This window comes from Oceanobacillus sojae (assembly GCF_007991515.1).
GTDB lineage: Bacteria > Bacillota > Bacilli > Bacillales > Amphibacillaceae > Oceanobacillus > Oceanobacillus sojae.
The window spans coordinates 148,165-174,939 of the sequence record NZ_BJYM01000013.1 but is presented as its reverse complement, the minus strand read 5'-3'; the positions used below and the strand labels follow the sequence as shown (position 1 = coordinate 174,939).

Sequence of the window (26,775 nt, the reverse complement as noted above, 5' to 3'; positions counted from 1 at the left end):
ACCAAGGCAAAAGCAGTTCTTATTGTTTCTGTGATATATCTAGAACTATTATAAGGAATCCATAAGAATTTTTCATTCAATTATTATTAAATAATGATTAAGCTTACTTTGTGACCCCTCTGTGATTTCCAAACTTCATACGCCTGATTTTCTTTCTGAAATAGCTTCCAAGAACTTAGACAACAGCATAATTTCCTCATCTGTTAATTTCCGCGCACTTTCAATTAATTTTATAATCTCGGCTGGTAATTCAGGAACATCCCCGAAAAATTCACTCAATGAAATATCCAAAGCATCACAAATCAAAGTCAATTTATCCAAAGAAGGAGCAGTTCTTCCATTTTCAATATCACTTAAATAAGATTGTGAAATATATGCTTTTTTAGCCAAGCCATTAACGCTTAAATCTTTTGATAATCTGAGATTTCGAATTCTTTTTCCAATCTCCATACTGCTGCACCTCCTATTAACCCTATTATAAGGGGTATAAAATGAATAAAATCAGTAAAAACGAAAAATAGTAACGTAAATATCTATTAAAAATATTGACTTTATATTTATATGCGTTATTATTATTGGTAATAGAAAAAACGGTAAATTCTAATAACTTTAGGGGGAGCTGTTTTTCAATAGTTTATGAGATAGGTGGTGAGCCAAAATATAAATGATTAGCTATTAAAGCAGATGAAGAGTCAATGCAATGTTCTTTTATTTTTTAAATAATATGTAACCGGTTACAGAAAGGGGATAAAAATGAAAATATTATTTATCGGAGAATCATGGACAATCCACATGATTCATGCAAAAGGATTCGACACTTTTGAATCAACGGAATATGTAGAGGGTGCAACATATTTATTAGAAGGTCTAAAAGAAGAAGGTTTTGATATAACATATATGCCTTCACACGAGGTACAAGTAAGGTTTCCTAAAACATTAGAGGAATTAAATAAATACGATTCGATTGTTCTGAGTGATATTGGCAGTAACACATTCCTGCTACAAAATGCGACTTTTTATAATATGGAGAAAATCCCAAACGCGTTATCGCTTATTAAAGAGTATGTACAAAATGGTGGAGGATTTTTAATGATAGGAGGCTATCTTTCGTTTATGGGAATCGAAGGGAAAGCGAATTACAAAAATACGATATTAAATGAAGTATTTCCTGTTGAAATGAAAGACTATGATGATCGTGCCGAATATCCGGAAGGTATTAATCCTAAAACAGTTAAAGAACATGAAATCACAAAAGGTATCACAGCTTGGCCAGCCTTCTTAGGGTATAACAGATTTAAAGCAAAATCAGATGCCGAAGTTCTGGTAACGGCAGGAGAAGATCCATTTTTAGTTGTGGGGAAGTATGAAAAAGGGAAAACAGCTTGTTTTGCCAGCGATTGTGCACCACATTGGGGATCAGAGGAGTTTATGAATTGGTCTTATTATAAACCTGTTTGGAATAGAATTCTTAATCATATTAGTAGGTAAGGAGAGATGCTCGTGAGTGATTCCATATTTAAAAAAAAGCCTGACTACATCCGTGAAATCTTTCATACAAACACGGCGGTTATAGGGATGATCCATTTAAAACCTTTACCAGGCTCGCCTAGATTCTCAGATGGAAATTTAGATTCTATTTATGATTTTGCTATGAAGGATTTAGAAGCGCTGGAAAGAGCGGGTGTAGATGGGGTTGTCATTGAAAATGCTTGGGATATTCCGTTTAGAAAGCCTGAGAATATTGGTTATGAAACAGTAGCCAGTATGACTGCACTTGCTCAAAGAATAAAGCAGCAGACAGATTTAGGTATTGGAATAAATGTCTTGGCGAACGGAGCTCTGCAGGCATTGTCTATAGCACAAGCAGTGGATTTACCTTTTATCAGGGTAAACCAGTGGGTTAATGCCTATATAGCTAATGAAGGCTTTGTTGAGGGGGCTTCAGCTGAAGCGATGAGATACCGCTCTCAAATAAAAGGAGAGAACATTAAAATATTTACCGATGTCCATGTAAAGCATGGAAGTCATTCCATCGTAGCCGATCGATCCATACAGGATCAGACGCATGACAATATATTCTTTGATGCTGATGTGTTGATTGCTACTGGTACGAGGACAGGCAATGCTGCAGATCTTAATGAACTTACCAGCATTAAAAATAATAGCACTTTACCTGTAATTGTAGGTTCTGGAATGAGTGAAGAAAATGCTGAAGAAATTTTACGTGTTGCAGATGGATGTATTATAGGTAGCTCCATTAAAGAAAATGGAGAATGGTGGAAAAATGTAAGTGAAGAAAGAACAAAAAAATTTATGAATATTGTTCATAGAGTAAGGGATAGAAAGGAAAATTAACTTTGAATATTTCCTCTGCTAATCAAGAATTACTAGTTTGCGGCACGATAAATATGGATTTGTTTGCGTATGTGGATAGGATGCCCAGCATAGGTGAGACATTAGCTTCACGTTTTACGATGAGTACTGCAGGTGGAAAAGCTTTAAATCAAGCAGTTGCTGCTTCAAGATTACATGCTAATACCAGATTTATAGGTAAGATAGGTAAGGATTTTTTTGGAACAAACATAAAAGAAACTCTGATGAGAGAAAATATTAACCTATGTGATTTAATCGTAGACCCCCGATTGGAAACGGGTACGTCATTTATTATTGTTAATGGTTCTGGTGACAATACAATCATTACAAATTTAAATGCAAACCAATCGATCTCAACGGATGAAATTGACAACGTTTTATCTGATTTGAAGTATGTGGAGATAGCATCATTACAATTAGAAATGCCTATTAAAACGCGAGAGGAGATCATTAAAAAGTTACACGATGCACGTATTAAAACAATATTGAACGCAGCTCCTGTAGTTGAAATGTCCAATCAGAGTCTGTCAATGATTGATGTCCTGATAGTAAACGAAGTAGAAGCTGGACAGATGCTGGGAAAAAATATGAAAACAATAGAGAACGTTACGAAGCACATCAGGGATTTAAAAAGAAGAGATAATCAAAAAATTATCGTAACGCTGGGCTCGCAAGGATGTATTTTTGCAGATGGTGAACAAGTAGATCATATTTCAGCACCACAAGTAGAAGTTATAAATACAACAGGTGCTGGTGACTGTTTTTGTGGGAGCTTTGCAGCAAGATGGATGGATCATTCTTTTTCCGAGGCTGTGGAATATGCTGTTTATGCATCAGCGTTGTCAGTAACCAAACATGGTGCGGTCGAATCTATGCCGTATTTAGAAGAAGTAAATACCTTTTTTAACAATAAAGAAGCTAAGGAGGGTTAATTATGTATAAAAAGTGGTTTATAACAATCTTTGTTGGCCTTATGTTGATTTTGGCAGCTTGTGCAGAAGAAGGACAAGGTGAAGCAGAAACAGCTGTAGAAGGAGATGGAGATTTTGTAGTCGGGATGTCCGTCATTAACCAGGAAGCATTATTCTTTACCGAAATGGTAAAAGGTGCAGAAGAGAAAGCGGAAGAATTAGGCATTACTCTAAATGTCCATAATGCAAACAATGATCAGGTAGAACAAAATAACACGGTAGAGAACTATATAGCCGAGGGAGTAGACGCCTTAGTTATCAATGCATATGATCCAGGCTCTTTAAATCCTGTTATTGAGAAGGCGAAAGAAGAAGGAATTATTATCATTTCCGTTGATACGATTATTGAAAGCGATGCGGTCGATGTGCAAATCGGTGTAGATAATGCGGAAGAGAGCGTAAATTTAGCAGCGTATTTTAATGATTATTGGGGAGATGAAGAAGTTAATTTGGGTGTGATAACTGCACTAAATGCACCTATTCAAGTCAACCGTCAGGATAGTTTTATAGATTCCATTGAAAATGCAGAGATAGTTGATATTTTGGACGGAGAAAATGTTCAGGAAAAGGCACTAACTGCAGCTGAAAACTTATTTATCTCTAATACAAATTTAGATGCTGTATATATTACAGGAGAACCTGGCTATATTGGAGCTGTTTCTGCGATAAAATCACAAGGTGTACAGGATGATGTTAAACTTTTTGGATGGGATTTAAGCCCGCAAGTGGTTCAGGGAATTGATGAAGGTTTTGTAGAAGCTGTCATTCAACAGCATCCGGATGAATATGGGTCAGAGGCTGTGAATGCTGCCTATGAAATTTTCCAGGGAAATGAAGTAAATTCACCGCTGGATGTGCCAGCTACCATTGTTACAGAAGATAATATTGATGAATTTCGTGATTTGTTTGAGTAAATGCATAAGAAGGTGGGGATTTCATTGTCATCAAATTACAGAATTGAAATGAAAAATATACAGAAATCATTCGGAGAAATAAAGTCATTACAAGGTGTTGATCTTAAATTAAAAGAAGGGGAAGTGCTTGGATTAGTTGGAGATAATGGTGCGGGTAAGTCTACATTAATGAAGACGTTGAGCGGGGTTGTTGTTCCAGACGCAGGGGAATTTTTATTTGAAGGCAAACAAGTTAAAATAGATAGTCCTAAAACAGCAAAAGAACTGAATATAGAGACTGTTTTTCAGGATTTATCTCTTTGCGATACTTTAGATGTTGCCAGTAATATGTTCCTTGGAAGGGAACCAGTAAAGTCAATGGGGATGCTGATTGATAAAGAGAAGCTACATGAAAAATCCAGAGAAGCATTGAACCGTTTGGGGATTAATATTTCTTCAACGAAATTAAATGTACAAAATATGTCTGGTGGTCAAAGGCAGGCTGTTGCAATTGCAAGAGCAATGCTATTTAATCCTAAAGTACTGATTATGGATGAACCTACGGCTGCGTTAGGCGTCAAAGAGGTTAATATGGTGTTAGAACTTATTAATACAGTTAAAAAACAGGGTGTGAGTGTTATTCTTATCACGCACAGATTACAGGATTTATTTGAAGTTTGTGATCGAATTACCGTACTTTATGAAGGAAAATGTATTGATGATCGTCCGATAGATGAGTTCACACTGGAAACACTAATCAAATCCATCATGGGTGTACCAGAAGGAGTTCATGCTTTATGAATTTAGAACAAATTTCACAGGATAGAATTGTAAAAGAAAGTAAATTAAGGGCCTTTATTAGACAGAATATGTCTACAGTAAGTATTTTTGGTATTTTACTAGCAATCAGTATATTTTTTTCCATTATGACTAACTCATTTTTAACTGTTAATAATAGTTTAAACATCATTGTTCAGGTGGCACCGAATATTATTGTGGCAGTAGTAATGACGTTCGTTATAACTACTGGCGGTATTGATTTATCAGTAGGATCTGTGCTGGCTTTAGCAAGTGCCTTGACGGCCGTTTTGCTGTCTAATGGATTTGGCAGTTTGGCAACGTTAATAGTAGTATTAATAGCTGGCATAGCAGTTGGGTTTATTAATGGGTTTGCTATAGCTCAATTTAAAATACCGCCGCTTATAGTGACGCTGGCCAGTATGATTTATATTAGAGGATTAGCCTTATTGATAACTGGCGGTTATTCCATTGCTATCTTAAGTGAGCATTCTATCTCCCAATTAGGTCAGGGACGAGTGTTAGGTGTTCCAATTGCAGTCGTCTTTGCAGCTATTTTTGTAGCTTTAGGGATTCTGTTATTAAGAAGTACTAAATATGGAAATTACGTAACAGGTATTGGAATTAATGAAGAAGCGATAAGAAGAACAGGCGTAAATACAGTCAAAGTTAAAATAATGACTTATATGCTGAGTGGTGGGGCTGCGGCATTAGCCGGTATGATTATTGCTACACGGTTAGGTTCAGGCTCATCAAATATTGGAAATATGTTTGAACTAGATATTATAGCAGCGGTTGTTTTAGGAGGAACTGCGCTATTTGGAGGTGCAGGAACAGTAGTCGGCAGTGTAATAGGCGTCGCTTTAATTGGTGTAATCAAAAACGGATTAACCTTAATGCATGTGTCTCCATACATTATTCAGATTACGGAAGGGCTGGTTCTATTAATAGCTGTCATATTAAATGTCAGAGTATTCGGCAAAAAGAAATAAAACATGTACAGGAGGGTTTTATTTGGGACTTGTAGAAACTGTGAATGGTTCAAAAAATATAAATGAATTAGGCATTACTTTAATGCATGAACATCTTTTTACAGATCGTTCACGCTTATGGAAAGATCCTATTGGACCAGAAAAGCAATTTGCCAACAAACCTGTAAGCATGGACATCCTGGGAGAATTAAGGCTAAGACCATATAGTAATTATGATAATTGTATTATGATTGATAAGGATTTAGCTGTTCGGGAGGTTCAGTATTTTTATAATGCTGGAGGATCTGCCATAGTTGATGTAACTCCTGTTGGCATTGGAAGAGATCCCATTGCTTTAAAGGAAGTTTCAAGAAGGACAAATGTCCATATCATTATGGGCTCCGGCTATTACTTACATGATACAATCCCGGAATATGTTGAACACTGCTCCATAGAAGAAATTAAAGAATCTATTGTTAAAGATTTGACGGTAGGTGTTGGGCATACAGACATAAAAGCAGGAATTATTGGTGAAATTGGTGTTGGACCGGATATGACGGATTTAGAAATAAAGAGTTTAAGGGGAGCTGCCCGAGCTCAAAAGGAAACAGGAAAGCCTCTGACTATTCATACACCGGGATGGGAAAGGCATTGTCATAGAATATTAGATATAGTGGAAGAAGAAGGCGGCAATCTTGAACAAACGATATTAGATCATATGAATCCCAGTATGAATGAATTGGATTATCAGTTTAGTTTAGCTGAGAGAGGCTGCTATCTGGAATATGACATGATAGGTATTGAAGTGATGTTTCCTGAAGGTCAATCTCCTTCCGATGAAGATAATGCAAATGCAATTGTAAGACTCTTAGATAAAGGGCTGTTAGATCAGCTTTTGGTTTCTCAGGATATTTTTCTTAAAATGTTTTTAAAAGAATATGGAGGATATGGTTACTCCCATATCATTGAAAACTTTGTACCGAGGTTGAAAAGTAAAGGAGTTTCTGAAGCAGAAATACAGACTCTTTTGATTTCAAATCCACAAAGGGCATTGCGTAGTATATAAAAGCAGGGCATCCAGTAAAGGTAATTCTTTGGCTGGGTGCTCTGTTTTTGCATTATAGAGGTAACCCTTTTTTTACGATATTCAAGTATAGAGGCAGCTGAAAGATAGGAAATTTAAAAATAAATTAATTTGAATTATTAGTACGTCGCTATTTGTTCAGGTTTAAATGGTGTTTTTATAGGTCTTTATAATCTTTTATATATATTTTAATGAAATTACTTTCACTAAAACATATAAAAAAGATACTTAACACAGTATTCCTTGTAAGTATATACATAGTTTTGATATAGGAATATAATAAAAAACAGATTCATAAATTGTTATTTTCTTTTTGTAACCGAAATCATTTTACTATAGAAGAAATAGGTGATGTAAGAATAAATAACTGTATGAAATTAGCTATTAATAGAAGCAACCTACTTAACAATAAAAGAAGGAAAGAAAGGCGGGTTTTCAAATGTCCCAAAAGAAGATTGTTGGAGTAACAGCTTGTTCAGCTGGTATAGCACATACGTATATGGCTGCAGAATCACTTGAAAAAGCTGGAACTGAAAAAGGGTACCAAATAAAGATAGAAACGCAAGGGTCAATAGGAGTGGAAAATGCTCTGACTGATCAAGAGATTGAAGAAGCGGATGTTGTTATATTAGCTGTAGAAATAAATATTGATATGTCCCGTTTTAATGGAAAAAGAGTCATGCGGGTCAGGGCATCTGAAGCGATCAAGAATCCTGAAGGACTAATTGAAAACGCTTTGAATGAAGCAACAATATATGGAGAAAAAGGAGCAAAGGCTGGCTCTGTGAAAATGGGTAAAACGGAAGAAGGCGGTTTTTTCCAGCATATTATGGCTGGGATCTCATATATGATTCCTATGGTTATAGCTTCAGGTCTAATTTTAGCTATAGCGAATGTTTATGCATTTCAGCGTGATGAAGCAGGAAGAATCATCGAATGGGGATTTGATACATCGACAGTTATGGGAGAATTGATGTCCAATTTATTTGATGTTGGACAAGTTGGTTTCTTATTAATGATACCGCTTTTTGCTGGTTTTGTTGCCAATTCCATAGCAGGTAAGCCTGCCATTGCAGCAGCAATGATTGGAACTTATATTGCTAATGATGCAGAAATGCTTGGAGCTGAGGCTGGCGGCGGCTTTTTAGGTGCCATACTTGTCGCTTTTGCTACGGGTTATCTGGTTAAATTGCTTAAAAAGATTCCATATCCTAAACTGATTCAGCCAATTGTTCCCATTATGCTGATTCCATTGGTAAGTACGCTTCTCATATCTTTATTTGTTTTGTACGTGGTCGGAAACCCTATGGCATCCATGATGAACTTCATGTATGACGGGCTGACAACCTTAAACGAAAATTATGCAGCAGCTCCTGTTATCGTGGGTGTTATTATAGGAGCAATGATTGGGATTGATTAAGGCGGTCCATTTAATAAAACAGCACTTGTATTTGGTACAGCAGTTTTTACGGATACTGTAGCGAAATACGGCATTGAAGGGGCGAATTTCGTTCCGCAGACAGCAACACAAGCAGCGATTTCTGTGGCACCGCTCGGAATATGGTTAGCATCTATCCTATTTAAGAAAAAGTTTTCGCCGACAGAAAAGGTCTCTGCACACAGTGCGTTTGGGATGGGGATTGTCGGCGTAACGGAAGGAGCAATTCCTTTTGCAGCACAAGACCCTGTTCGAATGATATCCGCTTTTGTTGCAGGCTCAGCAGTTGCTGGCGGACTTGCTGCTGGATTGGGTATCAAGTTTTATGGGGGGATTGGTTCTCCAATAGGGACGTTTATCGGTTATATCGAACAGCCCATTCCTTTTGTAACTTGGATATTTAGCGTTATGATGGGAGTACTTGTTACAGCGTTAATAATCGGTTTTACTAAAAAAAAGGTGGAATAAATGATGATGAATGATATTTTTGATGTGAATAATATTGAATTTAATTCTAATACAAAAACAAAAGATGAAGCACTGCAATTTATTGCTTCATTTGCAGAAAATGCAGGGATTGTTAAATCTGCTAAAGCATACTATAAGGGCTTGAAAAAGCGGGAAAAAGAAGTGACTACGGGATTTAAAGATGGAATAGCTATTCCGCATAGTAAGCATAAGACGGTCTTAAAACCAGCGTTGATGCTTGTGAAATATGATCATCCGATTGAATGGGAATCAATGGACGATAAACCGGTTCATATTACCTTTGCATTGGCAATTCCTGAAGGTAAAAATCAAGAGCATTTAAAAGTACTGAGTACGATTTCCAGGGCTTTAATTGATGAAGACTTTACTAACTCCATTTTAGCTGCTTCATCAAAAGAAGACATGTATCAATTGGTTCAGGGAAAATTAAGTGATTTAAACGATTAGGTATAGAGTAGGCAGGGTGTTAAAATGACAAACAAAATTCATGTAATAGCACATACACATTGGGATTATGAGTGGTACTTTACAAGTAACGAGTCATTCATACAACTATGTTATCATGTGGACGAAGTGATTAAGGCATTGGAAGAGAATATTTTAGATTATTATATGCTTGATGGACAGATGAGCATTGTAGAGGATTATTTAGAAGTAAACCCGGAAAAAAAAGACAGATTAATGTCTCTTATTCAAAAAGGAAAATTAAAGGTAGGGCCTTGGTATACACAATCAGATCAAATGATTATTCGCGGAGAATCTTTAGTCCGTAATCTTCAACTGGGCATCGAACTGGGTGATTCACTCGGAGGAGCAGATAGATTGGGATATATACCTGATGCATTCGGTCAATCTATTGATATGCCTAAGATTTTTTCTCAAATGGGAATAGATAAATCTGTTTTTTGGAGAGGATTATCATCAGATAAGATGGAGCAAAGAGAATTCTTTTGGGAGTCTGAGGACGGAAGCCGTGTTGTTGCTTATAACATAAAGGATGGCTATTTTGTCGGTGTTCAATTGATTGAATCCGATGATAGTGAATCTTTAATCAATCAAATTAAGAAGGATACAGCATCATCCCATATTGCTCTTCCTGTAGGGGGGGACCAGAGGTATGTTGATATTAATTTGAAAGAAAGAATAGCCGGCTATAACCAGAACTTGACGAAGGATCAATTAGTTGAAAGTAATTATGATAATTTATTTAGTGAAATAAAAAGTGAAGAACAGGAGTTACCCACCATTCAGGGAGAATTTTTAAATGCAGAAGTATCAAAAATTCATCGTTCTATCTATTCATCAAGGTTTGATCATAAATATTTAAATGATAAAGTTGAACGCCGGTTAATTTATCAAGTAGAGCCTCTAATGGCCATAGCTGATCGAATAGGAATCCCTTATAAAAAAGAACTGGTTGATAAGATTTGGAAGCTGAATTTAAGAAATCACGCCCATGATAGTGCTGGAAGCTGTAATAGTGATAAGACGAATCAAGCTATTTTACAACGACTTATTGATGCTGATCAATTATCCTATTCCGTTGTCGACTATCTGACACGTAAGATTAGTGAATCCAGGGATGAAATCAAAGAAAATCAGATTACTGTATTTAATACATTGCCGGTACGCAGGAATCAGATGATAAAGCTGAAGGTATCGTTGGCGCATGCTGATTTTGCCATTTATCATAAAGGGAAGAAAATAGCTTATGAAATAATCAGCGTTGAGAAGCATTCAAATGATCCGGTTCGTAAAAAGGAAAATCCGTCTCCTGAATCTTATTATTTTGAATCAGAGATAGTACTTCCTATAGAACTTAATGCAATGGGTTATGAAGTATTAGATATTGTAGAAGGTGAAAAAGGAGCCGACAGCACACAATCAGTGGATGAAAATCCTTTCAATCATATTGAAAATGAATATTACAGAATTAATTGTGTTGATGGGCAACTGAATTTATATAACAAAGTGTCTGATACATTGTACGAAAATTTCTTGTTCATAGAAGATTCTGGCGATGATGGAGATAACTACGATTATTCACCCCCAGAAAAGGACAGAATTATTTGCCTTGATTTTTCTGAGGGTCATGTTCAATATGTTAAGGGTGAGCTAGAAAGTTCGTTAAAAATATCAGGTCTCTTTACTATTCCTGTAAATCAGGATGAACGGAATCAGGAAGAATATAATGGAGAAGTTCCGTATGAATGCTGTATCACTTTAAGAAGGGGAGCAGAGGGTGTTGATTTTCAGCTGGACATGGAGAATAAAGCCTTTGATCACCGTATGCGGCTAGTTGTTAATGGAGATGTGAAAGCAGATCAAAGTATCGCGGACACCCCATTTGGAACTATTTCCCGTCCTGTTATCGATCCAAATTTAGAATCCTGGCAAGAAAGTGGATGGAAGGAAGAGCCGACTGGTATTTACCCGATGCTGAATTACGTTAATTTGCATGATGGTCAAAAAAGTATCAATGCTTTTTCCAAAGGTATCAAAGAGTATGAGATAATAGGGTCCAGTTCAAAAGGTATTGCTCTTACATTATTCAGGGCTGTCGGATATCTTGGGAAACCAGATTTGCTTAGACGTCCCGGGGTTGCTTCGGGCAATCAATTTAAATATATAGAAACGCCAGATAGTCAGCTGCAAAAAAAGCTCAAATTCAAATTCTCTTTTATGGTTGGAGATACTTTTTCAGAAGCTGCCGCATTCACATATTATCAAAATTACGCTGTTTCTGTGCCTTACTATCAACACCAATCATTAAATCAATTTACAACAACTTTAAAATATTTTGTGATGCAGCCACTACCAGAGACTGTTCCAAACAGTATATCTTTGTTTGATGCAGCTAAGGTGAAGGATGTTGTCTTCAGCTCATTCCATAAATCGAGAGATGGAAAAGGATTTGTTATTCGTTATTTCAATCCTGCTGACAAAAAGATTGATGATGGCGGAGAAGTGATGTGTCTTAAAGCAATTCAATTTTGGGGATTTACCAATATGGCAGAAACATTGAATGAGAATGAGACTTATCAAAGTGAAACGATACAGCTAGGTGCTTTTAAACCGAAAGAAATTAAAACAATTTATATCCAATTTTCATAAAGCAAGGTCTTCTTTATTTTATCAAATATTAAAAATGATAGGTGATGTCAATTGTTAAATAGTGATATATTCTTAATCATTGAAAGTTCTAAATTAAAATTTACCGAAGTTGATCAACAAATCGCTGATTATTTTTTGAATGGGAATCCGCCGCTCAAACAATCAGAATTAGCCAAAAAAATAAATGTATCAACGGCCTCCATTACAAGGTTTTGTAAAAAAACAGGATTTGGTAATTACAAGGAATTTATATATTGTTATCGAAAAACATTACAAGAGCATTCTAATGATAAAAATAATATCACAAGCAATTTATTAATTCGTTATAACGAATTAATTACCGAAATTGATAAAACAATTGATATAGAAGAAATAAAATCAGTATGCAGATTAATTCAACTCCATAAAATTATTCATATATATGGGTTGGGATTAAGTGCTATTGCAGGGGAAGACTTTAAATTTCGATTTACAAGAATCGGGAAATATGTAGAGGTTGTTCAAGACTATGATTCGATAGAAATGATTTCATCTCTATTAGATCAAGATAATCTAGTTATATATTTATCATTACGAGGGGAAAACCAGTATGTTATCCGTTCATTAAAGCGGCTAAAACAAAAAGGGGCAACCATTATTGTAATAACCTCAAACCGGTCGAGCGTCATGGATGAGCTTGCAGATGTTACATTATTAACATCTCAAATTAAAAATACAAATGAAGTTGGACAGGTTTCTGGCCAGCTTCCTCTATTAATTATTATTGATATGATTTATTCACAATATATTAGCATGTATAGAGAAAATGTAAGTAAATGGATTGGAACAGAATATGCTTATTTGCATGGTCATAAATCTAGTGAGCATAAATGAGGCATTTTATTAGTAGGGCAAAATACGGAGCTGGCTTTAGCAGCAGTGTCTCTGTTTTGTAATTATGTCTAATTTAGCCATTGGATATTAAATGCAATGAATTTATGAATAAAGAGGTGATGACAATGTCAACGTATTATACATTTCCAGATAATTTTAAGTGGGGCGCTGCAGCTTCTGCTACACAAACGGAAGGGGCTTCACAGCAAGATGGAAAAGCAAAAAACATTTGGGATTATTGGTTTGAAATAGAACCAGAACGTTTTCATGAAGGTGTCGGTCCTATGATAACGTCCGATTTTTATCGTCAGTTTAAGGATGATATTAAACGTATGAAAGCTGTTCATTTTAATTCATTCCGCACGTCTATTTCCTGGTCACGTTTGTTGCCAGACGGAATCAATGTTAATGAAAAAGCAGTTGATTTTTATAATAATGTTTTTGATGAGCTTCTGAAAAATGATATTGAACCAATAATTAATCTTTTTCATTTTGACATGCCCTTACATCTGCAGGAAAAAGGTGGGTGGGAAAGCTTAGAAGTCGTCGAGGCATTTAATCATTACGCAAAGACAGCTTTTGAGCTTTTCGGTGAAAAAATTAAACGATGGACCACCTTTAACGAGCCTATTGTCCCTGTCGAGATGGGATATTTAAATCATTACCATTATCCGTGTGTCGTAGATATGAAACGGGCTGCAGTAGTTGCTTATCATTCTATGCTGGCAAGTGCCAAGGCAATTAAAAGTTATCGGCAGTTGAACTTAGAAGGTGAGATTGGGATTATTTTAAATTTAACGCCATCTTATCCACGGAGTGACTCTGAAGAGGATGTGAAAGCGGCAAGGATTGCAGATTTATTCTTTAATAGAAGTTTCTTAGATCCGTCTGTTCTAGGTAAATATCCTGAAGAGTTAATAGAATTATTGAGAGACTACGATTTGCTTCCTGTAGTAAATGAAGGTGACTTAGATTTAATGGAAAATAATACAGTTGATTTTTTAGGTGTTAATTATTATCAGCCTAGGCGGATTAAAGAAAAAGGAGCGCCAATTGATTCTAACAATCTATTACCAGAAAGCTTTTTTGATTCATATATTTGGCCAGAGCGTCGTATGAATCCATATCGAGGCTGGGAAATTTATGAAAAAGGAATCTATGACATAGCTATTAATATCAAAGATAATTACGGCAACATACCATGGTATGTTGCGGAGAATGGCATGGGCGTTGAGCATGAAGAGCGTTTTCTGGATAAGGCAGGTATGATTCAGGATGATTATCGAATTGAATTTTATGAAGAGCATTTAAAATGGCTGCATAAAGGAATTACTGAGGGATCAAATTGTTTTGGCTACCATATTTGGACGTTTATGGATAACTGGTCATGGTTAAACGCTTATAAAAATAGATATGGTCTATATCGTGTTGATCTTGATACACAGGAGCGTTCTTTAAAAAAGAGCGGTCAATGGTTCAGTCAGGTTGCTGAGCACAACGGATTTTAAGTGTCATTCCGGTAAACGGAAGTTGATGAATCGATATTAATTACAGAGGTGTAGCTGGTATGACGAATATTCTTTCGTTTGATTTTGGAGGAACACATATAAAGTATGGTGTGGTTGATACAGATGGAAAGATACGAACTAAAGAAAAAAAACGGACTCCCAAAACGCTTGAAAGTTTAATATTGTTAATAAAAAATCAACTAAAGCAGTATTCACACGAAGGCATAAAGGGAATCGCCATCAGCTCTCCCGGTTCTGTTTCAGATGAAGGAATTATTTATGGCTTCAGTGCTATTCCGTATATACACGGGCCAAATATTAAAAAACATATTGAAGCTGAAACAGGATTGACGGTTCATATCGAAAATGATGCCAACTGTGCTGCTCTTGCTGAGGTATGGAAAGGCGCGGCAACGGGAAAGGAAGAAGTGGCTGTAGTCGTGATAGGCACAGGAATTGGGGGGGCACTCATTAAAAATGGCGTCATTCATAAAGGCGATCATTTACATGGCGGAGAATTCGGCTATATGATTCTTGATTCAAATAACCTAGGCAGCGGAATGAATACATTTAGCGAAACGGCTTCTACATTTTCTATTAGAAAGCGTGTTGCTCAACAAAAACAAATAGATATATCGTCCATAACTGGAGAACAAATCTTTTTAAAGGCAGAACAAGGTGATGAAGTATGTAAACAAGCCATTTCCGAATTCTTTCATATGCTTGCGATTGGTTTATATAATATTCAATATATCTATGATCCGGAATTGATTTTAATTGGTGGAGGAATTAGTACCAGGGAAGATTTAATCCAACAGTTAAATAAAGAATTAGAATGGATTGAGCGTAAAATTGATGCTGCTACATTGATTCCGGAAATTGACCGATGCTATTTTAATGCGGATGCAAACCTGATAGGTGCGGTGTATCATTACTTACAGAAAACAAGCTGAGAAATTTATTAAGCAAGTATGTACTTGATAAAAGGTCTATGTGAAGTATGGAAAAAATCTGAATCTGAATTGATTCAGATTTTTCTGTCTCTCATACTTAAAAAAGTCAGTGTTTATGAGGAGTTTTATGCTTATAAACAATTATTATTGTTTTATCAAAGTATGAAACTCCCGTAATTATCTTATTTCTTAAGAATTTCTACTTGTACTTTTATCCCAAATTTTATCAATATATTCCTTTAAAAATCCCCATAAAAAGCCGATATAAAGAAAAGGCACTATCACCTCTCTTGGTTAACGTACAATCATAGCCCCTACGCTATGAACGTATAAAAACCATCCATCTTCGTACGAGACATGTTATTAACTTCTGACTCAGCAATTTTAAAAATAAAATTGCCCTTACCCAATCAGAAAACAGATAGAATCTCCTGTGTACAGCTTGAAGATAACAGCGTAGTGTTCCATTTTTTATATAAAGAAGGAGAAAACAAATGAGGAATATATTCAATTTCAAAAGCATCAAGAGCAAGATTATAGCTGCATTTTCAGTGGTTATTTTATTAGTGTTTCTACTAGGTATATATAATTACACAGCAATTAAGCAGATCAATCAGGACACAACAAATATAATTGAAAACGATCTTCAGCAATTAATCGCAAATAAGGGCATGGAAACAACAATGGCCAACCGGATATCGACTGCCCGCGGATATATATTAAGCGGAGAAACAAATTTGAAGGAGCGTTTTAACGAATATACGGAACAGGGAATGCAATTTGAAGAATTGGCAAGAAGTGTTGGTGTTACGGAGGAATTCGACGATTTAGTTGACAAAACTGTTGCGTGGCGGACAGCAATTGCTGATGATGTATTTGAGGTATATGAGAACGGCAATCAGATGGAAGCCGTAGAAAACCTCAATGAATTGACCCCGATAGTCCGTGAAATTATGAATGGGTTTGAGGAACTGGCAGCGCATTCGGAGGAAGAAATTAACCAGCATGGCGAAAGGATTATTGATAATGGAGAACAAACATTGGCCATTGTTGTTATTGCTTCGACCTTGATTCTAATTCTTAGCATTGCATCAGCACTTATTACGGCAGGAGTCATTACAAAGCCAATCAAAACAGTGATGCAGCGCATGAAGCTTATTGCAGGCGGAGATTTGAGCCAAGAAAACTTACAAACTAATGCCAGAGATGAAATTGGACAGCTGGTTGATGCTGCCAATGAAATGGCAAACAATACTCGTGATTTGCTCACACAAATAAATAGTGTGTCTGAAACAGTTACGAATCAAAGTGAAGAATTAACACAGGCGGCAAATGAAGTAAAAGCTGGATCTGATCAGGTAGCTATCACCATGCAGGAATTGGCAACAGGTTCTGAAACGCAGGCAACCAGCGCCAGTGACTTAGCATCAATCATGGGGACATTCACGGCTAAGGTACAGGAAGTAAATGATAATGGCGAACGTGTTCAGGAGTACTCGAATGAAGTGCTGGATATGACAAATAAGGGCAGTGATGCAATGATAGCTACCACCGAGCAAATGTCTAAAATTGACCGGATTGTTCAAGGAACTGTTGCTAAGGTGGAAGGGCTGGATGAACAGTCTCAACAAATATCAAACCTCGTTTCTATGATTAAAGATATCGCAGACCAGACGAATCTGCTTGCATTAAATGCAGCAATTGAAGCGGCAAGAGCAGGTGAGCATGGGAAGGGCTTCGCTGTTGTAGCGGATGAAGTAAGAAAGCTAGCGGAACAAGTAGCTGTTTCAGTTAAGGACATTACAGGTATCGTCATGAATATTCAGAGCGAAACAAGTGCTGTCGTAGAATCATTAAAAGACGGTTATACAGAAGTGGAACTGGGAACAGATCAAATCAGGACTACAGGAAAAACCTTTCATGAGATTAATGAATCTATATCAAAAATGGCAGAAAATATTAATATGGTATCTGGTAATCTAGCTGATATTGCAGCAAATACCAAGGAAATGAATGAATCGATTGCAGAAATAGCTTCCATTTCAGAAGAAGCAGCTGCAGGGGTGGAGCAAACTTCTGCTTCGACCCAGCAGACAAGTGGTGCAATGGATGAGGTAGCAGGGAGTTCGGAGCAGTTATCGAAGCTTGCTGAAGAATTGAATGGATTGGTAAGGCGGTTCAAGCTTTAGGGAATGAGCTTGTAAGGAATGAAGTGATGCTTATAGAGCTGATAAGCATTGCTTCATAAAAAGAATTACGAGTGGAGATAGGAGAAGCTTTCACGGTTCCTTTATTTTTAAATATGGTTATCCAGTTAGGATATCAGTTCTGTTTTTGATAATAGGACAACAATGCCAATAATGAACTCTGAGGCGTTTGCTTTTTTTAGCGTTATGCACTAAAATAAACAATATTAATCTTTGAGAAAGGAGGCAAAAAGTAATGGGAAATGTTTTCAGAAGTATAGCAGAAGAAGTAAAGTTATTCTTACAATTAGGAGATTTACATGCGACGGGATTAGTCTGTCCTTTTTTAGTAAAATTCATATGGAAAACAGTTTCCGGGAACTTTTTGTCTCTTTATTACGTTTATAGAAGACAATATAATTGTTAGTGCGTTCTGATTAAAACTAAACAATTACTAGATGCCGGTTGTCGTCGGCATCTTTTTTATTTTAAAGGCGAAAAAAATTGAGTTAAGTATGTATACAAGGAAGCTTATTCGAAGAAAGACATGAAAAGTTAGATAGAAAGATGTCGTTAGAAAGGGTGAGGTCAGTGTTTAAAAAACTTAGGAAATATAGAAATGTTTCAGTGTTCCAGGCGCTTCTGAATTAAATTTAAAAAATTTAGAAGCGAGGAATTTTATATGGAAAATCAAAAAATTTTTAACAAATCATTTCTTTTTATATTTACTAGTAACTTTTTAATTTTTATTGGATTTGAAATGTTGCTTCCTATCTTACCGGCTTATATGATCAGCCTTGATGCATCTCCCATTCAAGTTGGTTTAGTAACCACATTATTCACAGTAGGAGCGGTATTAATCAGACCCTTCGCGGGCTACTTTTTAATTGATAACAAAAGAAAAGCTTTAGCCATCGTTGCAAGTGCAATGCTAATGTTAATTACGTTTGTTTATCCTTTTCTTAACATTATATGGATGCTGTTATTGTTACGGTTGTTTCATGGTGCTGCATGGGGCGTATCAACAACAGCCAATAGTACAATGGCAGTCGACTCGATTCCTAAGTCACGCTTAGGAGAAGGGTTAGGATATTTCTCTGTTTCAACAACAGTCGGGGCGATTATAGCGCAGAGTCTGGGTATCTTTATATATGATTTTTATTCTTTTGACATTGTAATTTGGTCATCAGTTATACTCAGCCTATTAGCGCTCACTGCACTTTTATTTGTTAAATCATCTGTGCCGGTAAAAAGAGAGAAAGCACCATTTCGTTTCTTTGATATGATTTTTGAAAGAAACGCATGGTTTCCGGCATTGCTGACAGTTATTTCAACACTTGGTTTTGGAGCAATTATAACGTTTTTAGTTGTTTTTGGAGAACAGCAGAATCTGGATAATATTTTTCTGTTTTTCCTTGTCAATGCGACAGTCTCAACTCTTTTACGTCCGTATACAGGGAAATGGTATGATAGAAACGGTCCTTGGTCTATCATCATTGTCTCAGCCATTTTAGGATTTTTATCTTTAGTTGTGCTGTCTTTTGCAACTAACGACTTTTATCTTATTATCTCGGCGATTTTATTTGGAGCAGGATATGGAACAGTAATGCCATGTCTTCAAACATGGGCTGTTCAAAATGTAAGTGAAGAAAAAAGTGGTGCTGCTAATGCAACTTTCTTTTCCAGCTTCGATGTCGGCGTTGGAGTCAGTGCATTCATATTAGGTATGCTGGCTGAGTGGGTTAGTATAGAGATGATTTTTCGGATTGTAAGCTTTAGTTTTCTAGTTGTTGCTGTTTTAGTTTATAAGGATTATTTAAATAAAAAGAAATAAATAGACTTAATAAGGAATCCACTTCTGTTTTACTATGAAGTGGATTTTTTAACTGAATTATTCTATAAAATAATAGTTGACAAATGCAACTAATATCCATATTATTAAAATAATTATTAGAAAATTTATTATTAAGAGAATCTTAAGTTATCAATAGGCGGTGTCAGAAAAGGTATGGAAGAACAGATTCAAGAAATAAAACGATTTAATAGGTTTTATATAAAAATAATGGGGATTTTATCACTATATGCTGATGGCAGTTCTTTTTCTGCCACAGAGGCAATGGTTCTGTATGAAACCAGCAACAAGAAAGATTGCACAGCCAAATATCTTTCCACTTATTTCGTGCTGGATAAGGGATATATTAGTAAGATTCTTCGAAAATTTGAGAAGAGAGAGCTCATAGAAAGAGTTACTTCCAGCAAGGATCGAAGAGTGCAATATATTTATTTGACGTCAAAGGGAAGGGAGGAATTAAAGAAGCTTCAGGACAGAGCAAATGAAAAAGTAGAAGAAATGATTAAAGATATTTCTGAACAGGATGTCGGGGTGTTGATTGAGTCTATGAATAAGATAGAAGCTTTACTAGAAACAAAGAATAGGAGAGATTGAAATGAAAAAAATGTTTTTCTTAGCATTACTTTCAATGATGTTTTTTGTTTTAGCAGCTTGTACAGAAGAAACTGCTGGTGGAGAGGATAGTGGAGGAGAGGGAAGCGGAGATGGAGGAGACTCAAAGGACTCAATTGTCATTGGATTTGAATCCGATGCAGCAACTCTGATGGCTAACACGGATGTAAATTACGTCACAGATGCACAGATAAGGAATATCTATGAACCTCTTATTGAGCGTGATATAGAAACAAAGGATTATGTCCCTAATTTAGCGGAATCATGGGAGAATATCGATGAATTAACATGGCGCTTTCAGTTGAAGGAAGGGGTAACCTTTCATAATGGCGCTGAATTTAATGCAGATGCTGTGAAGTTCAGTATTGATTATATTTTAGATGAATCCAATCAATCTTTTTATCGTTCACGCTGGGTAGACATTGAGGAAGTAACTGTTATATCTCCTTATGAAATAGAAATAACAACATCCAGACCCTTCCCGGATTTAATGGAGAGAATCACAGAGGATTTGCTGATTATGGAGCCGGGGTATGTTGAGGACGTTGGGAACGATACAGCTGCCAATGAGCCAGTGGGGACAGGTCCTTATCAATTCGTGGAATGGTCACGCGATAATCATCTGAAATTAGAAGCTTATGATGATTATTGGAAAGGAGAGCCGGAGATTAAGAATGTTGAATTTCGTTATATTCCGGAGTTCAGCTCCCGATTATCAGCCTTCTTAAGTGGAGAAGTTGATTTATTTAAAAATATCCCGGTAGACTCCGTAGCAGAAATTGAAAATGATGATAACTCTAAAATAGGAGAGGCTTCTTCATCAAGAATCAATTATGTTGCTTTGAATACATTCCATGATGGACCTCTTCAGGATCAAAAGGTACGTCAGGCGATTAACTATGCTGTCGATGTAGATTCTTTGCTGGAAAATGTTTTAAACGGGTACGGCACAAAGATTACCGGCCCATTATCACCTGTTAACTCCGGCTATGTAGAAACAGAGGATTATGGTTATGACCCGGATAAAGCTGTTGAACTGATTGAAGAAGCAGGGTACACACCCGAAGAGATTAGTTTGACTTTAGAAACACCAAGTGGACGTTATCCTATGGATAATCAGGTAGCACAAGCGATTGCTGCACAGCTTGGAGAGATTGGTATTCAAGTAGATGTTTCTGTAAATGAATGGGGAAATCATTTAGAGAGAATTCAAAACAGAGAAATGGGAGATATGTTTATTCTTGGATGGGGACCTGCTTTTGAACAGCAGGGAACAATCGGAAACTTATTTACGGAAGATGCTCCTTATAGCAGTTTTCATGATGAAGAGATTGATCAGGAAATCTATGATGCTAACGGCACTTTCGATCCGGACGATCGCTTCGATGCCTATGCAGAGCTTCAGCGTAAGTTAGTTGAGCAGGCGGTTTGGGTTCCATTATGGCAGCAGGCTGATTTATATGCAGTCAGATCAGATTTGGACTTTGAGCCAAGAGTGGATGAAAGAATTGTGATATACGATATGTCCTGGGAGTAGGAATGATGCGAGGGTGGAAGGAAATACAGGTTTCTTTCCGCCTTTTTAATACAAAGATATTGCATAGAAACCAGTAAAGGGGGACAACCATGCTAGATTTCATTGTGAAGCGTTTTTTTCAAGGAATACTAGTTGTATTTTTAGTCCTTACGGCAGTTTTCTTTTTAATGCGTTTGTCTGGAGATCCAACAACACTTTTCCTGCCTCAGGATGCTTCCAGAGAACAGATTGAGGCATTTCAGCACCAAATGGGGTTAGACAGGCCGCTCTATGTGCAGTATGGGGAATTTATGGGTAATGCCGTTCAGGGAGATTTTGGTGAATCATTAAGAACGCAACAGGATGCATTGCAAAGTGTGCTGGATCGTTTGCCGGCTACCTTTCAATTAGCAGCGGCAGCACTAATTCTTGCTTTAGTTATAGCTATTCCATTAGGAGTTTTGTCTGCTTATTACCGCAATTCTATTTTTGACCGGGTTGCAGTTGGATTAACGGTTATCGGTCAGGCTATTCCAACATTCTGGATGGGACTGCTTCTGATATTTTTATTTGCTGCGCAGTTGAAAATATTACCGTCTGGCGGAGCAGGAACACCAATACATATGATTCTGCCCATGCTTACCTTAGCTTTCTATAGTACGGCCAGATTCACCAGGTTTACAAGGTCAGCGATGCTCGATGTTCTTCAGCAGGATTTTATTCGTACTGCAAAAGCTTCCGGTACGCCGACGTTTCCGCTGATAATGAAATATGCTTTAAAAAATTCATTGATTCCAATTATTACACTGGTGGCTCTAGATCTTGGCGAGCTGCTTGGCGGAGCGGTCATTACAGAAATTGTCTTTTCGTGGCCGGGAGTTGGCCGATTGATTGAACAAGCACTGATGACAAGGGATTTTCCGGTAGTGTTAGCTGGTGTATTTATTATTGCATTAATTTATACAGTGATTAATTTCCTGGCAGATGTAATCTATGCGTATGTTAATCCGCAAATTCGAGTAAAGTAGGTGAGCGTTTCTATGGCTTCTAGTATACCAAATGAACCACTGATTCCAGAAGACGATTCGCTGGCATTTTCCCAAAAGACAAAGGCAGCAGAATTCTTTACCAGCCTGTTGCACAGCTGGACGGGACTGCTGGGAGTTGCGATTATTTTCATCTTACTCTTTCTAAGTATTTTTGGACATTGGATTGCGCCATATGATCCTGTCAAAACGGAATTGACTGCAAAGCTTCTACCTCCTTTAACAGATGGACATTTGTTAGGGACAGATCATTTAGGCCGGGATTTGCTTTCCAGAATTATTTTAGGAGCACGAATATCTGTGATTATTGGTTTATCTACGGTTTTAATTGCAGGGTTGATTGGTACAGTTATCGGAATTATATCCGGCTTTTTCCGGGGCTGGATTGATATTGTGTTGATGCGTCTGGTCGATGTACAGCTGAGCTTTCCGTTTATTTTACTGGTGCTTATTATTAATGCTGTTCTGGGAGCGGGTCTAAAGAATATCATTATCTCGCTTGCTATTGGAGGCTGGGTCATTTTTGCACGGGTAATTAGAAGTGAAGTTCTTGCTTTGCGTGAGAAGGATTTTATCCAGGCTGCTGTAGCGACCGGCGTTTCCCGATTTGAAATCCTGATAAAGCATATTGTTCCGAATCTATTTACACCAATGATTATCCTGGCTTCTTTGCAGATAAGTTCGTTTATTATTGCGGAAGCTTCTGTCAGCTTTCTAGGATTCGGCGTGCAGCCTCCGACGCCTGCTTGGGGGAATATGTTAAGCGAGGGGAAAGATTTTATATTTAGTGCCTGGTGGTTAATTACATTTCCCGGGTTAGCTATTATTATCACTGCACTTGGCATTAATTTGTTCGGGGATTGGCTGAGAGATACGTTAGATCCGAAGATCAAAGGGAAATAGCAGGGAGGTGTTTTACCAGTGGCAGAATCCATTTTAGAAATTAAGGACTTAAAGATTCAGTTTCAAAATGGGAAGCACATTGTGCAGCCGATTCGAGAAGTGAGCTTTCAAATCAAGGCAGGGCAAACAGTTGGGATTGTAGGTGAGTCTGGAAGTGGAAAAAGTGTTACCTCTCTGGCCGTGATGGGGTTACTTCCGGACAGAATAAGCAGTATTCCTTCAGGAGAAATATTATTTGATGGAAAAGAATTAACAAAGTTGAAGGAAAAAGAATGGCGTAAAATACGCGGGAATGAAATTTCAATGATTTTTCAAGAACCGATGACATCATTGAATCCTGTATTTACAATTGGACAGCAATTAAGTGAACCGCTAAAAAGGCATCGCCAATTATCAAATAAAGAACAAAAAGCAGCGATTATAAAAGTACTGAAACAGGTCGGCATTCCTCGTCCGGAACAAATTATTCATGAATATCCGCATCAGCTGTCTGGAGGAATGAGACAGCGTGTAATGATATCTATGGCATTATTATGCGAACCGAAGCTTATGATTGCTGATGAGCCGACAACGGCACTGGATGTAACGATACAGGCACAAATCTTATCGCTGTTGAAAAAGATAACGAGTAAGAAGGATAGGAGCCTAATGTTAATTACGCATGACTTAGGTGTTGTTGCGGAAATGTGTGACTGGGTGGTTGTCATGTATGCAGGAGTAATCGTAGAATCGGCAGAAGTCAATGAATTATTTGATCGTCCTTTGCATCCTTACACTAGAGGACTGATTCAATCACTGCCTTCAAATAATGAGCGGAAAAGTAAGCTATACGCTATTCAAGGGCAGGTTCCCAAGCCGGAGCAGGTAAAACAGGGATGCATTTTCGCTAACCGTTGTCCGTTAGCAATGGAAAAGTGTTTTCAAGAATCGCCGCCTGCATTTCAGGAAGATGGACATCTTAGTAAGTGCTGGTTACAAAGCTCTGATGAAGGTGTGGTGAGGTAAATGGCAGAGGATTATCTAGTAAAAGTCCAAAACCTGAAGAAATATTATGAGGTTTCTAAGGGAATGTTTAAACAAAAAACAATCATTCGAGCTGTTGATGATGTGAGTTTTTCGATTAAGCGTGGAGAAACATACGCTTTAGTTGGTGAATCGGGATGCGGAAAGTCAACGACAGGGAAGACAATTTTAGGTTTAACGGATGCAACTGCCGGGGAAATTTATTTCCAGGGAAAAGACATTACAAAGATCAGCTACAGCGATATGAGGAAGCTCAGAAAAGATTTTCAAATGATTTTTCAGGATCCGTATGCTTCCTTGAATCCTAAGAAGACTGTGCGGGAAATCTTAATGGAGCCTCTGCGAATCCACAAAAAGTTTGAAGGAAAGGAGCGTGAAAAGAAAATACATGAGATTTTAGAAATTGTGGGACTATCTAAATCTCATTTGCATAGATATCCTCATGAATTTTCTGGAGGACAGCGGCAGAGAATCGGCATAGCCAGAGCTGTCATTTTACAGCCGGACTTTATTATTGCCGATGAGCCAGTTTCTGCATTGGATGTCTCTGTACAATCTCAGGTCATCAATCTAATGCTTGATTTACAGAAGGAATTCGGATTAACGTATCTATTTATTTCTCATGATTTAAGTGTTATTGAGCACATGACAGATAGAGTAGCAGTCATGTATTTAGGGAAAATTGTGGAGGTAGCGGAGACTGAGGAGCTATTTGAAAATCCCAAGCACCCTTATACCCAGGCGTTAATTTCTGCAGTTCCAGTTGCTCATCCACGAGAAGAGAGGAAAAGAATTATTTTAAAAGGTGATGTCCCAAGTCCCGCCAATCCGCCCAAAGGTTGTCCGTTCCATACAAGGTGTCCTTTTGCTATGGACATTTGCAGTGAAAAAGCTCCTGAGGAAGTTTTCTTTACGGATGGACATAAGGCGACTTGTCATCTATATACAAATTCAAAGGAGGAAATAAAAGATGTTATTAGAAATTCCTAAGTCTGAATTTAAAGAACGCCAGCAGAAATTCATTGAAAAGGTGGAAGGGAGAAGCTGTGATGTGGCTGTTATATTTGCAGTTGCCGATATTTTTTATTTAACAGGTTTCCATTTTCATCCCACGGAAAGACCGATTGGGCTAGCCGTTGATTCCAACCATCAATTCCATTTGTTTGTACCTCAATTGGAGCATGAGCATGCAGAAGAGTATTCTGTTGTCGACCATGTTCATTCATATCCTGAATACCCAGGTATCAAGCATTCTATGGAATATTTTAAAGAAGTCCTTATTGATAATGGATTTGAAGGGAAAACAGTTGGGTATGATTCTATCGGCTACGGGTCTTCCATGGGATATGAAGGACCGAGTATTGATCAGCTTATTACAGCAAAATCGTTTCAATCTCTGCGAGGAGTTATAGAAGAATTGCGATTTGTAAAATCACGAAATGAAATAGAGCTTATTAAAGAGTCTTGCCGCTGGGGGAATTTAGCGCATCGTTTATTGCAAAAGTACACGAAAGCCGGAGTAAGTGAAATCGAAATTACAACAAAAGCATCTAACGAAGCCACTTTGGCTATGATTGAAACCTTAGGTCCAGAATATAAGCCGCACGGCGGAACAGCACATGCCATTTTTAGAGGCCAGATTGGACCTGAATCTGCTTTCCCGCATGCTGTGACACAAAATATTATTCTATCAAAAGGGGATACCTTAGTAACAGGAGCGGGAGCAAGTGTTTTTGGCTATAACAGTGAGCTGGAAAGAGTTATGTTTGTGGAAGAATTTTCTCCAGAGCAGGAAAAGCATTTTGATTATATGTATAGAGCACAAGAGGTTGCTTTTAAAGCTATTCAGCCAGGAAAACCTTTCTCCTTTGTAGAGGAGCAGGTACAGGAATTCTTTAAACAGGAAGGTATTACGGAACTGACCAGACACCATACAGGGCATAATATTGGTATACTTGGACATGAAGCTCCTTTCTTTGATTTAGGAGATCATCGGGAAATGAAACCGGGAATGGTTGTTACAGTTGAACCGGGAGTTTATGTACCGGGGTTAGGCGGATTCAGACATTCGGATACTGTTTTGATAACGAAAAATGGCATAGAAATGCTCACCTACTACCCAAGAGACTTAAATTCATTAATTTGTTAGAATAGTATTTATGTTATAAAATT

The 26,775-nt window shown here is 37.2% G+C and carries 24 protein-coding genes; 23 read left to right on the top strand and 1 reads right to left on the bottom strand.

Translation table 11 applies throughout. From position 1 onward, the window contains the following. Window positions 1-135 precede the first annotated feature (135 nt). Window positions 136-450, bottom strand: coding sequence for a helix-turn-helix domain-containing protein (locus OSO01_RS15800; RefSeq protein ID WP_147211428.1), 315 nt, complete (start codon window positions 448-450; stop codon window positions 136-138). A gap of 303 nt (window positions 451-753) precedes the next feature. On the opposite strand from OSO01_RS15800, the gene OSO01_RS15795 reads away from it, so the two are divergent. From OSO01_RS15795 to OSO01_RS15690, 23 genes are all read left to right on the top strand, one after another. Next, window positions 754-1,488 (top strand): glutamine amidotransferase, encoded by a 735-nt coding sequence (locus OSO01_RS15795; protein ID WP_147211427.1) that lies wholly within the window; start codon window positions 754-756, stop codon window positions 1,486-1,488. Between the two features lie 12 nt (window positions 1,489-1,500). Beyond that, window positions 1,501-2,355: a BtpA/SgcQ family protein gene (locus OSO01_RS15790; RefSeq protein ID WP_147211426.1), complete on the top strand. Its 855-nt coding sequence runs from the start codon at window positions 1,501-1,503 to the stop codon at window positions 2,353-2,355. Window positions 2,356-2,357: 2 nt separating this feature from the next. After that, the gene (locus OSO01_RS15785) at window positions 2,358-3,305 is read left to right on the top strand and encodes a ribokinase (protein WP_186813683.1); all 948 of its coding nucleotides are present in this window, start codon (window positions 2,358-2,360) and stop codon (window positions 3,303-3,305) included. Window positions 3,306-3,307: 2 nt separating this feature from the next. Beyond that, window positions 3,308-4,258: a substrate-binding domain-containing protein gene (locus tag OSO01_RS15780; protein ID WP_246145186.1), complete on the top strand. Its 951-nt coding sequence runs from the start codon at window positions 3,308-3,310 to the stop codon at window positions 4,256-4,258. Window positions 4,259-4,282: 24 nt separating this feature from the next. Then, window positions 4,283-5,038 (top strand): ATP-binding cassette domain-containing protein, encoded by a 756-nt coding sequence (locus tag OSO01_RS15775; protein ID WP_222595743.1) that lies wholly within the window; start codon window positions 4,283-4,285, stop codon window positions 5,036-5,038. After that, entirely contained in the window at window positions 5,035-6,027 is a 993-nt protein-coding gene (locus OSO01_RS15770; protein WP_147211424.1) for an ABC transporter permease, read from the top strand. The genes OSO01_RS15775 and OSO01_RS15770 overlap by 4 nt, the downstream gene beginning before the upstream one ends. Window positions 6,028-6,049: 22 nt before the next feature. Then, a complete protein-coding gene (locus OSO01_RS15765) occupies window positions 6,050-7,072 on the top strand; it encodes a phosphotriesterase family protein (protein WP_186813682.1) in 1,023 nt (340 codons plus the stop codon). 457 nt (window positions 7,073-7,529) lie between these two features. Next, window positions 7,530-8,510, top strand: a complete 981-nt coding sequence (locus tag OSO01_RS15760; protein ID WP_222595742.1) for a fructose PTS transporter subunit IIB — start codon at window positions 7,530-7,532, stop codon at window positions 8,508-8,510. 123 nt (window positions 8,511-8,633) lie between these two features. Next, window positions 8,634-8,996, top strand: coding sequence for a hypothetical protein (locus OSO01_RS23575; protein ID WP_222595741.1), 363 nt, complete (start codon window positions 8,634-8,636; stop codon window positions 8,994-8,996). Window positions 8,997-8,999: 3 nt separating this feature from the next. Then, the gene (locus OSO01_RS15755) at window positions 9,000-9,464 is read left to right on the top strand and encodes a PTS sugar transporter subunit IIA (RefSeq protein WP_147211437.1); all 465 of its coding nucleotides are present in this window, start codon (window positions 9,000-9,002) and stop codon (window positions 9,462-9,464) included. A gap of 24 nt (window positions 9,465-9,488) precedes the next feature. Continuing rightward, complete coding sequence (locus tag OSO01_RS15750) at window positions 9,489-12,131, top strand: glycoside hydrolase family 38 N-terminal domain-containing protein (RefSeq protein WP_147211422.1); 2,643 nt, start codon at window positions 9,489-9,491, stop codon at window positions 12,129-12,131. Window positions 12,132-12,182: 51 nt separating this feature from the next. Beyond that, window positions 12,183-13,004 carry a MurR/RpiR family transcriptional regulator gene (locus OSO01_RS15745; protein WP_147211421.1) on the top strand — a complete coding sequence of 274 codons (822 nt, stop codon included), beginning with the start codon at window positions 12,183-12,185 and terminating at the stop codon, window positions 13,002-13,004. A 119-nt stretch (window positions 13,005-13,123) separates the two neighbouring features. Continuing rightward, window positions 13,124-14,512, top strand: a complete 1,389-nt coding sequence (gene gmuD / locus OSO01_RS15740) for a 6-phospho-beta-glucosidase GmuD (protein WP_371863306.1) — start codon at window positions 13,124-13,126, stop codon at window positions 14,510-14,512. Window positions 14,513-14,571: 59 nt separating this feature from the next. Next, entirely contained in the window at window positions 14,572-15,465 is an 894-nt protein-coding gene (locus tag OSO01_RS15735) for an ROK family protein (RefSeq protein ID WP_147211419.1), read from the top strand. Window positions 15,466-15,959: 494 nt separating this feature from the next. Then, a complete protein-coding gene (locus tag OSO01_RS15730; RefSeq protein ID WP_147211418.1) occupies window positions 15,960-17,654 on the top strand; it encodes a methyl-accepting chemotaxis protein in 1,695 nt (564 codons plus the stop codon). Between the two features lie 679 nt (window positions 17,655-18,333). Continuing rightward, window positions 18,334-19,485 carry an MFS transporter gene (locus tag OSO01_RS15725; protein ID WP_147211417.1) on the top strand — a complete coding sequence of 384 codons (1,152 nt, stop codon included), beginning with the start codon at window positions 18,334-18,336 and terminating at the stop codon, window positions 19,483-19,485. Between the two features lie 174 nt (window positions 19,486-19,659). Next, the gene (locus OSO01_RS15720; RefSeq protein ID WP_147211416.1) at window positions 19,660-20,097 is read left to right on the top strand and encodes a MarR family winged helix-turn-helix transcriptional regulator; all 438 of its coding nucleotides are present in this window, start codon (window positions 19,660-19,662) and stop codon (window positions 20,095-20,097) included. A 1-nt stretch (window position 20,098) separates the two neighbouring features. Beyond that, entirely contained in the window at window positions 20,099-21,652 is a 1,554-nt protein-coding gene (locus OSO01_RS15715) for an ABC transporter substrate-binding protein (RefSeq protein WP_077602700.1), read from the top strand. 89 nt (window positions 21,653-21,741) lie between these two features. Beyond that, window positions 21,742-22,659 carry an ABC transporter permease gene (locus tag OSO01_RS15710; protein WP_077602699.1) on the top strand — a complete coding sequence of 306 codons (918 nt, stop codon included), beginning with the start codon at window positions 21,742-21,744 and terminating at the stop codon, window positions 22,657-22,659. A 12-nt stretch (window positions 22,660-22,671) separates the two neighbouring features. Further along, window positions 22,672-23,580: an ABC transporter permease gene (locus OSO01_RS15705; protein WP_077602698.1), complete on the top strand. Its 909-nt coding sequence runs from the start codon at window positions 22,672-22,674 to the stop codon at window positions 23,578-23,580. 18 nt (window positions 23,581-23,598) lie between these two features. After that, window positions 23,599-24,585 (top strand): ABC transporter ATP-binding protein, encoded by a 987-nt coding sequence (locus tag OSO01_RS15700; RefSeq protein WP_147211415.1) that lies wholly within the window; start codon window positions 23,599-23,601, stop codon window positions 24,583-24,585. Continuing rightward, complete coding sequence (locus OSO01_RS15695) at window positions 24,586-25,593, top strand: ABC transporter ATP-binding protein (RefSeq protein WP_077602696.1); 1,008 nt, start codon at window positions 24,586-24,588, stop codon at window positions 25,591-25,593. Beyond that, window positions 25,574-26,752 (top strand): M24 family metallopeptidase, encoded by a 1,179-nt coding sequence (locus tag OSO01_RS15690; RefSeq protein WP_147211414.1) that lies wholly within the window; start codon window positions 25,574-25,576, stop codon window positions 26,750-26,752. The genes OSO01_RS15695 and OSO01_RS15690 overlap by 20 nt, the downstream gene beginning before the upstream one ends. Window positions 26,753-26,775 lie beyond the last annotated feature (23 nt).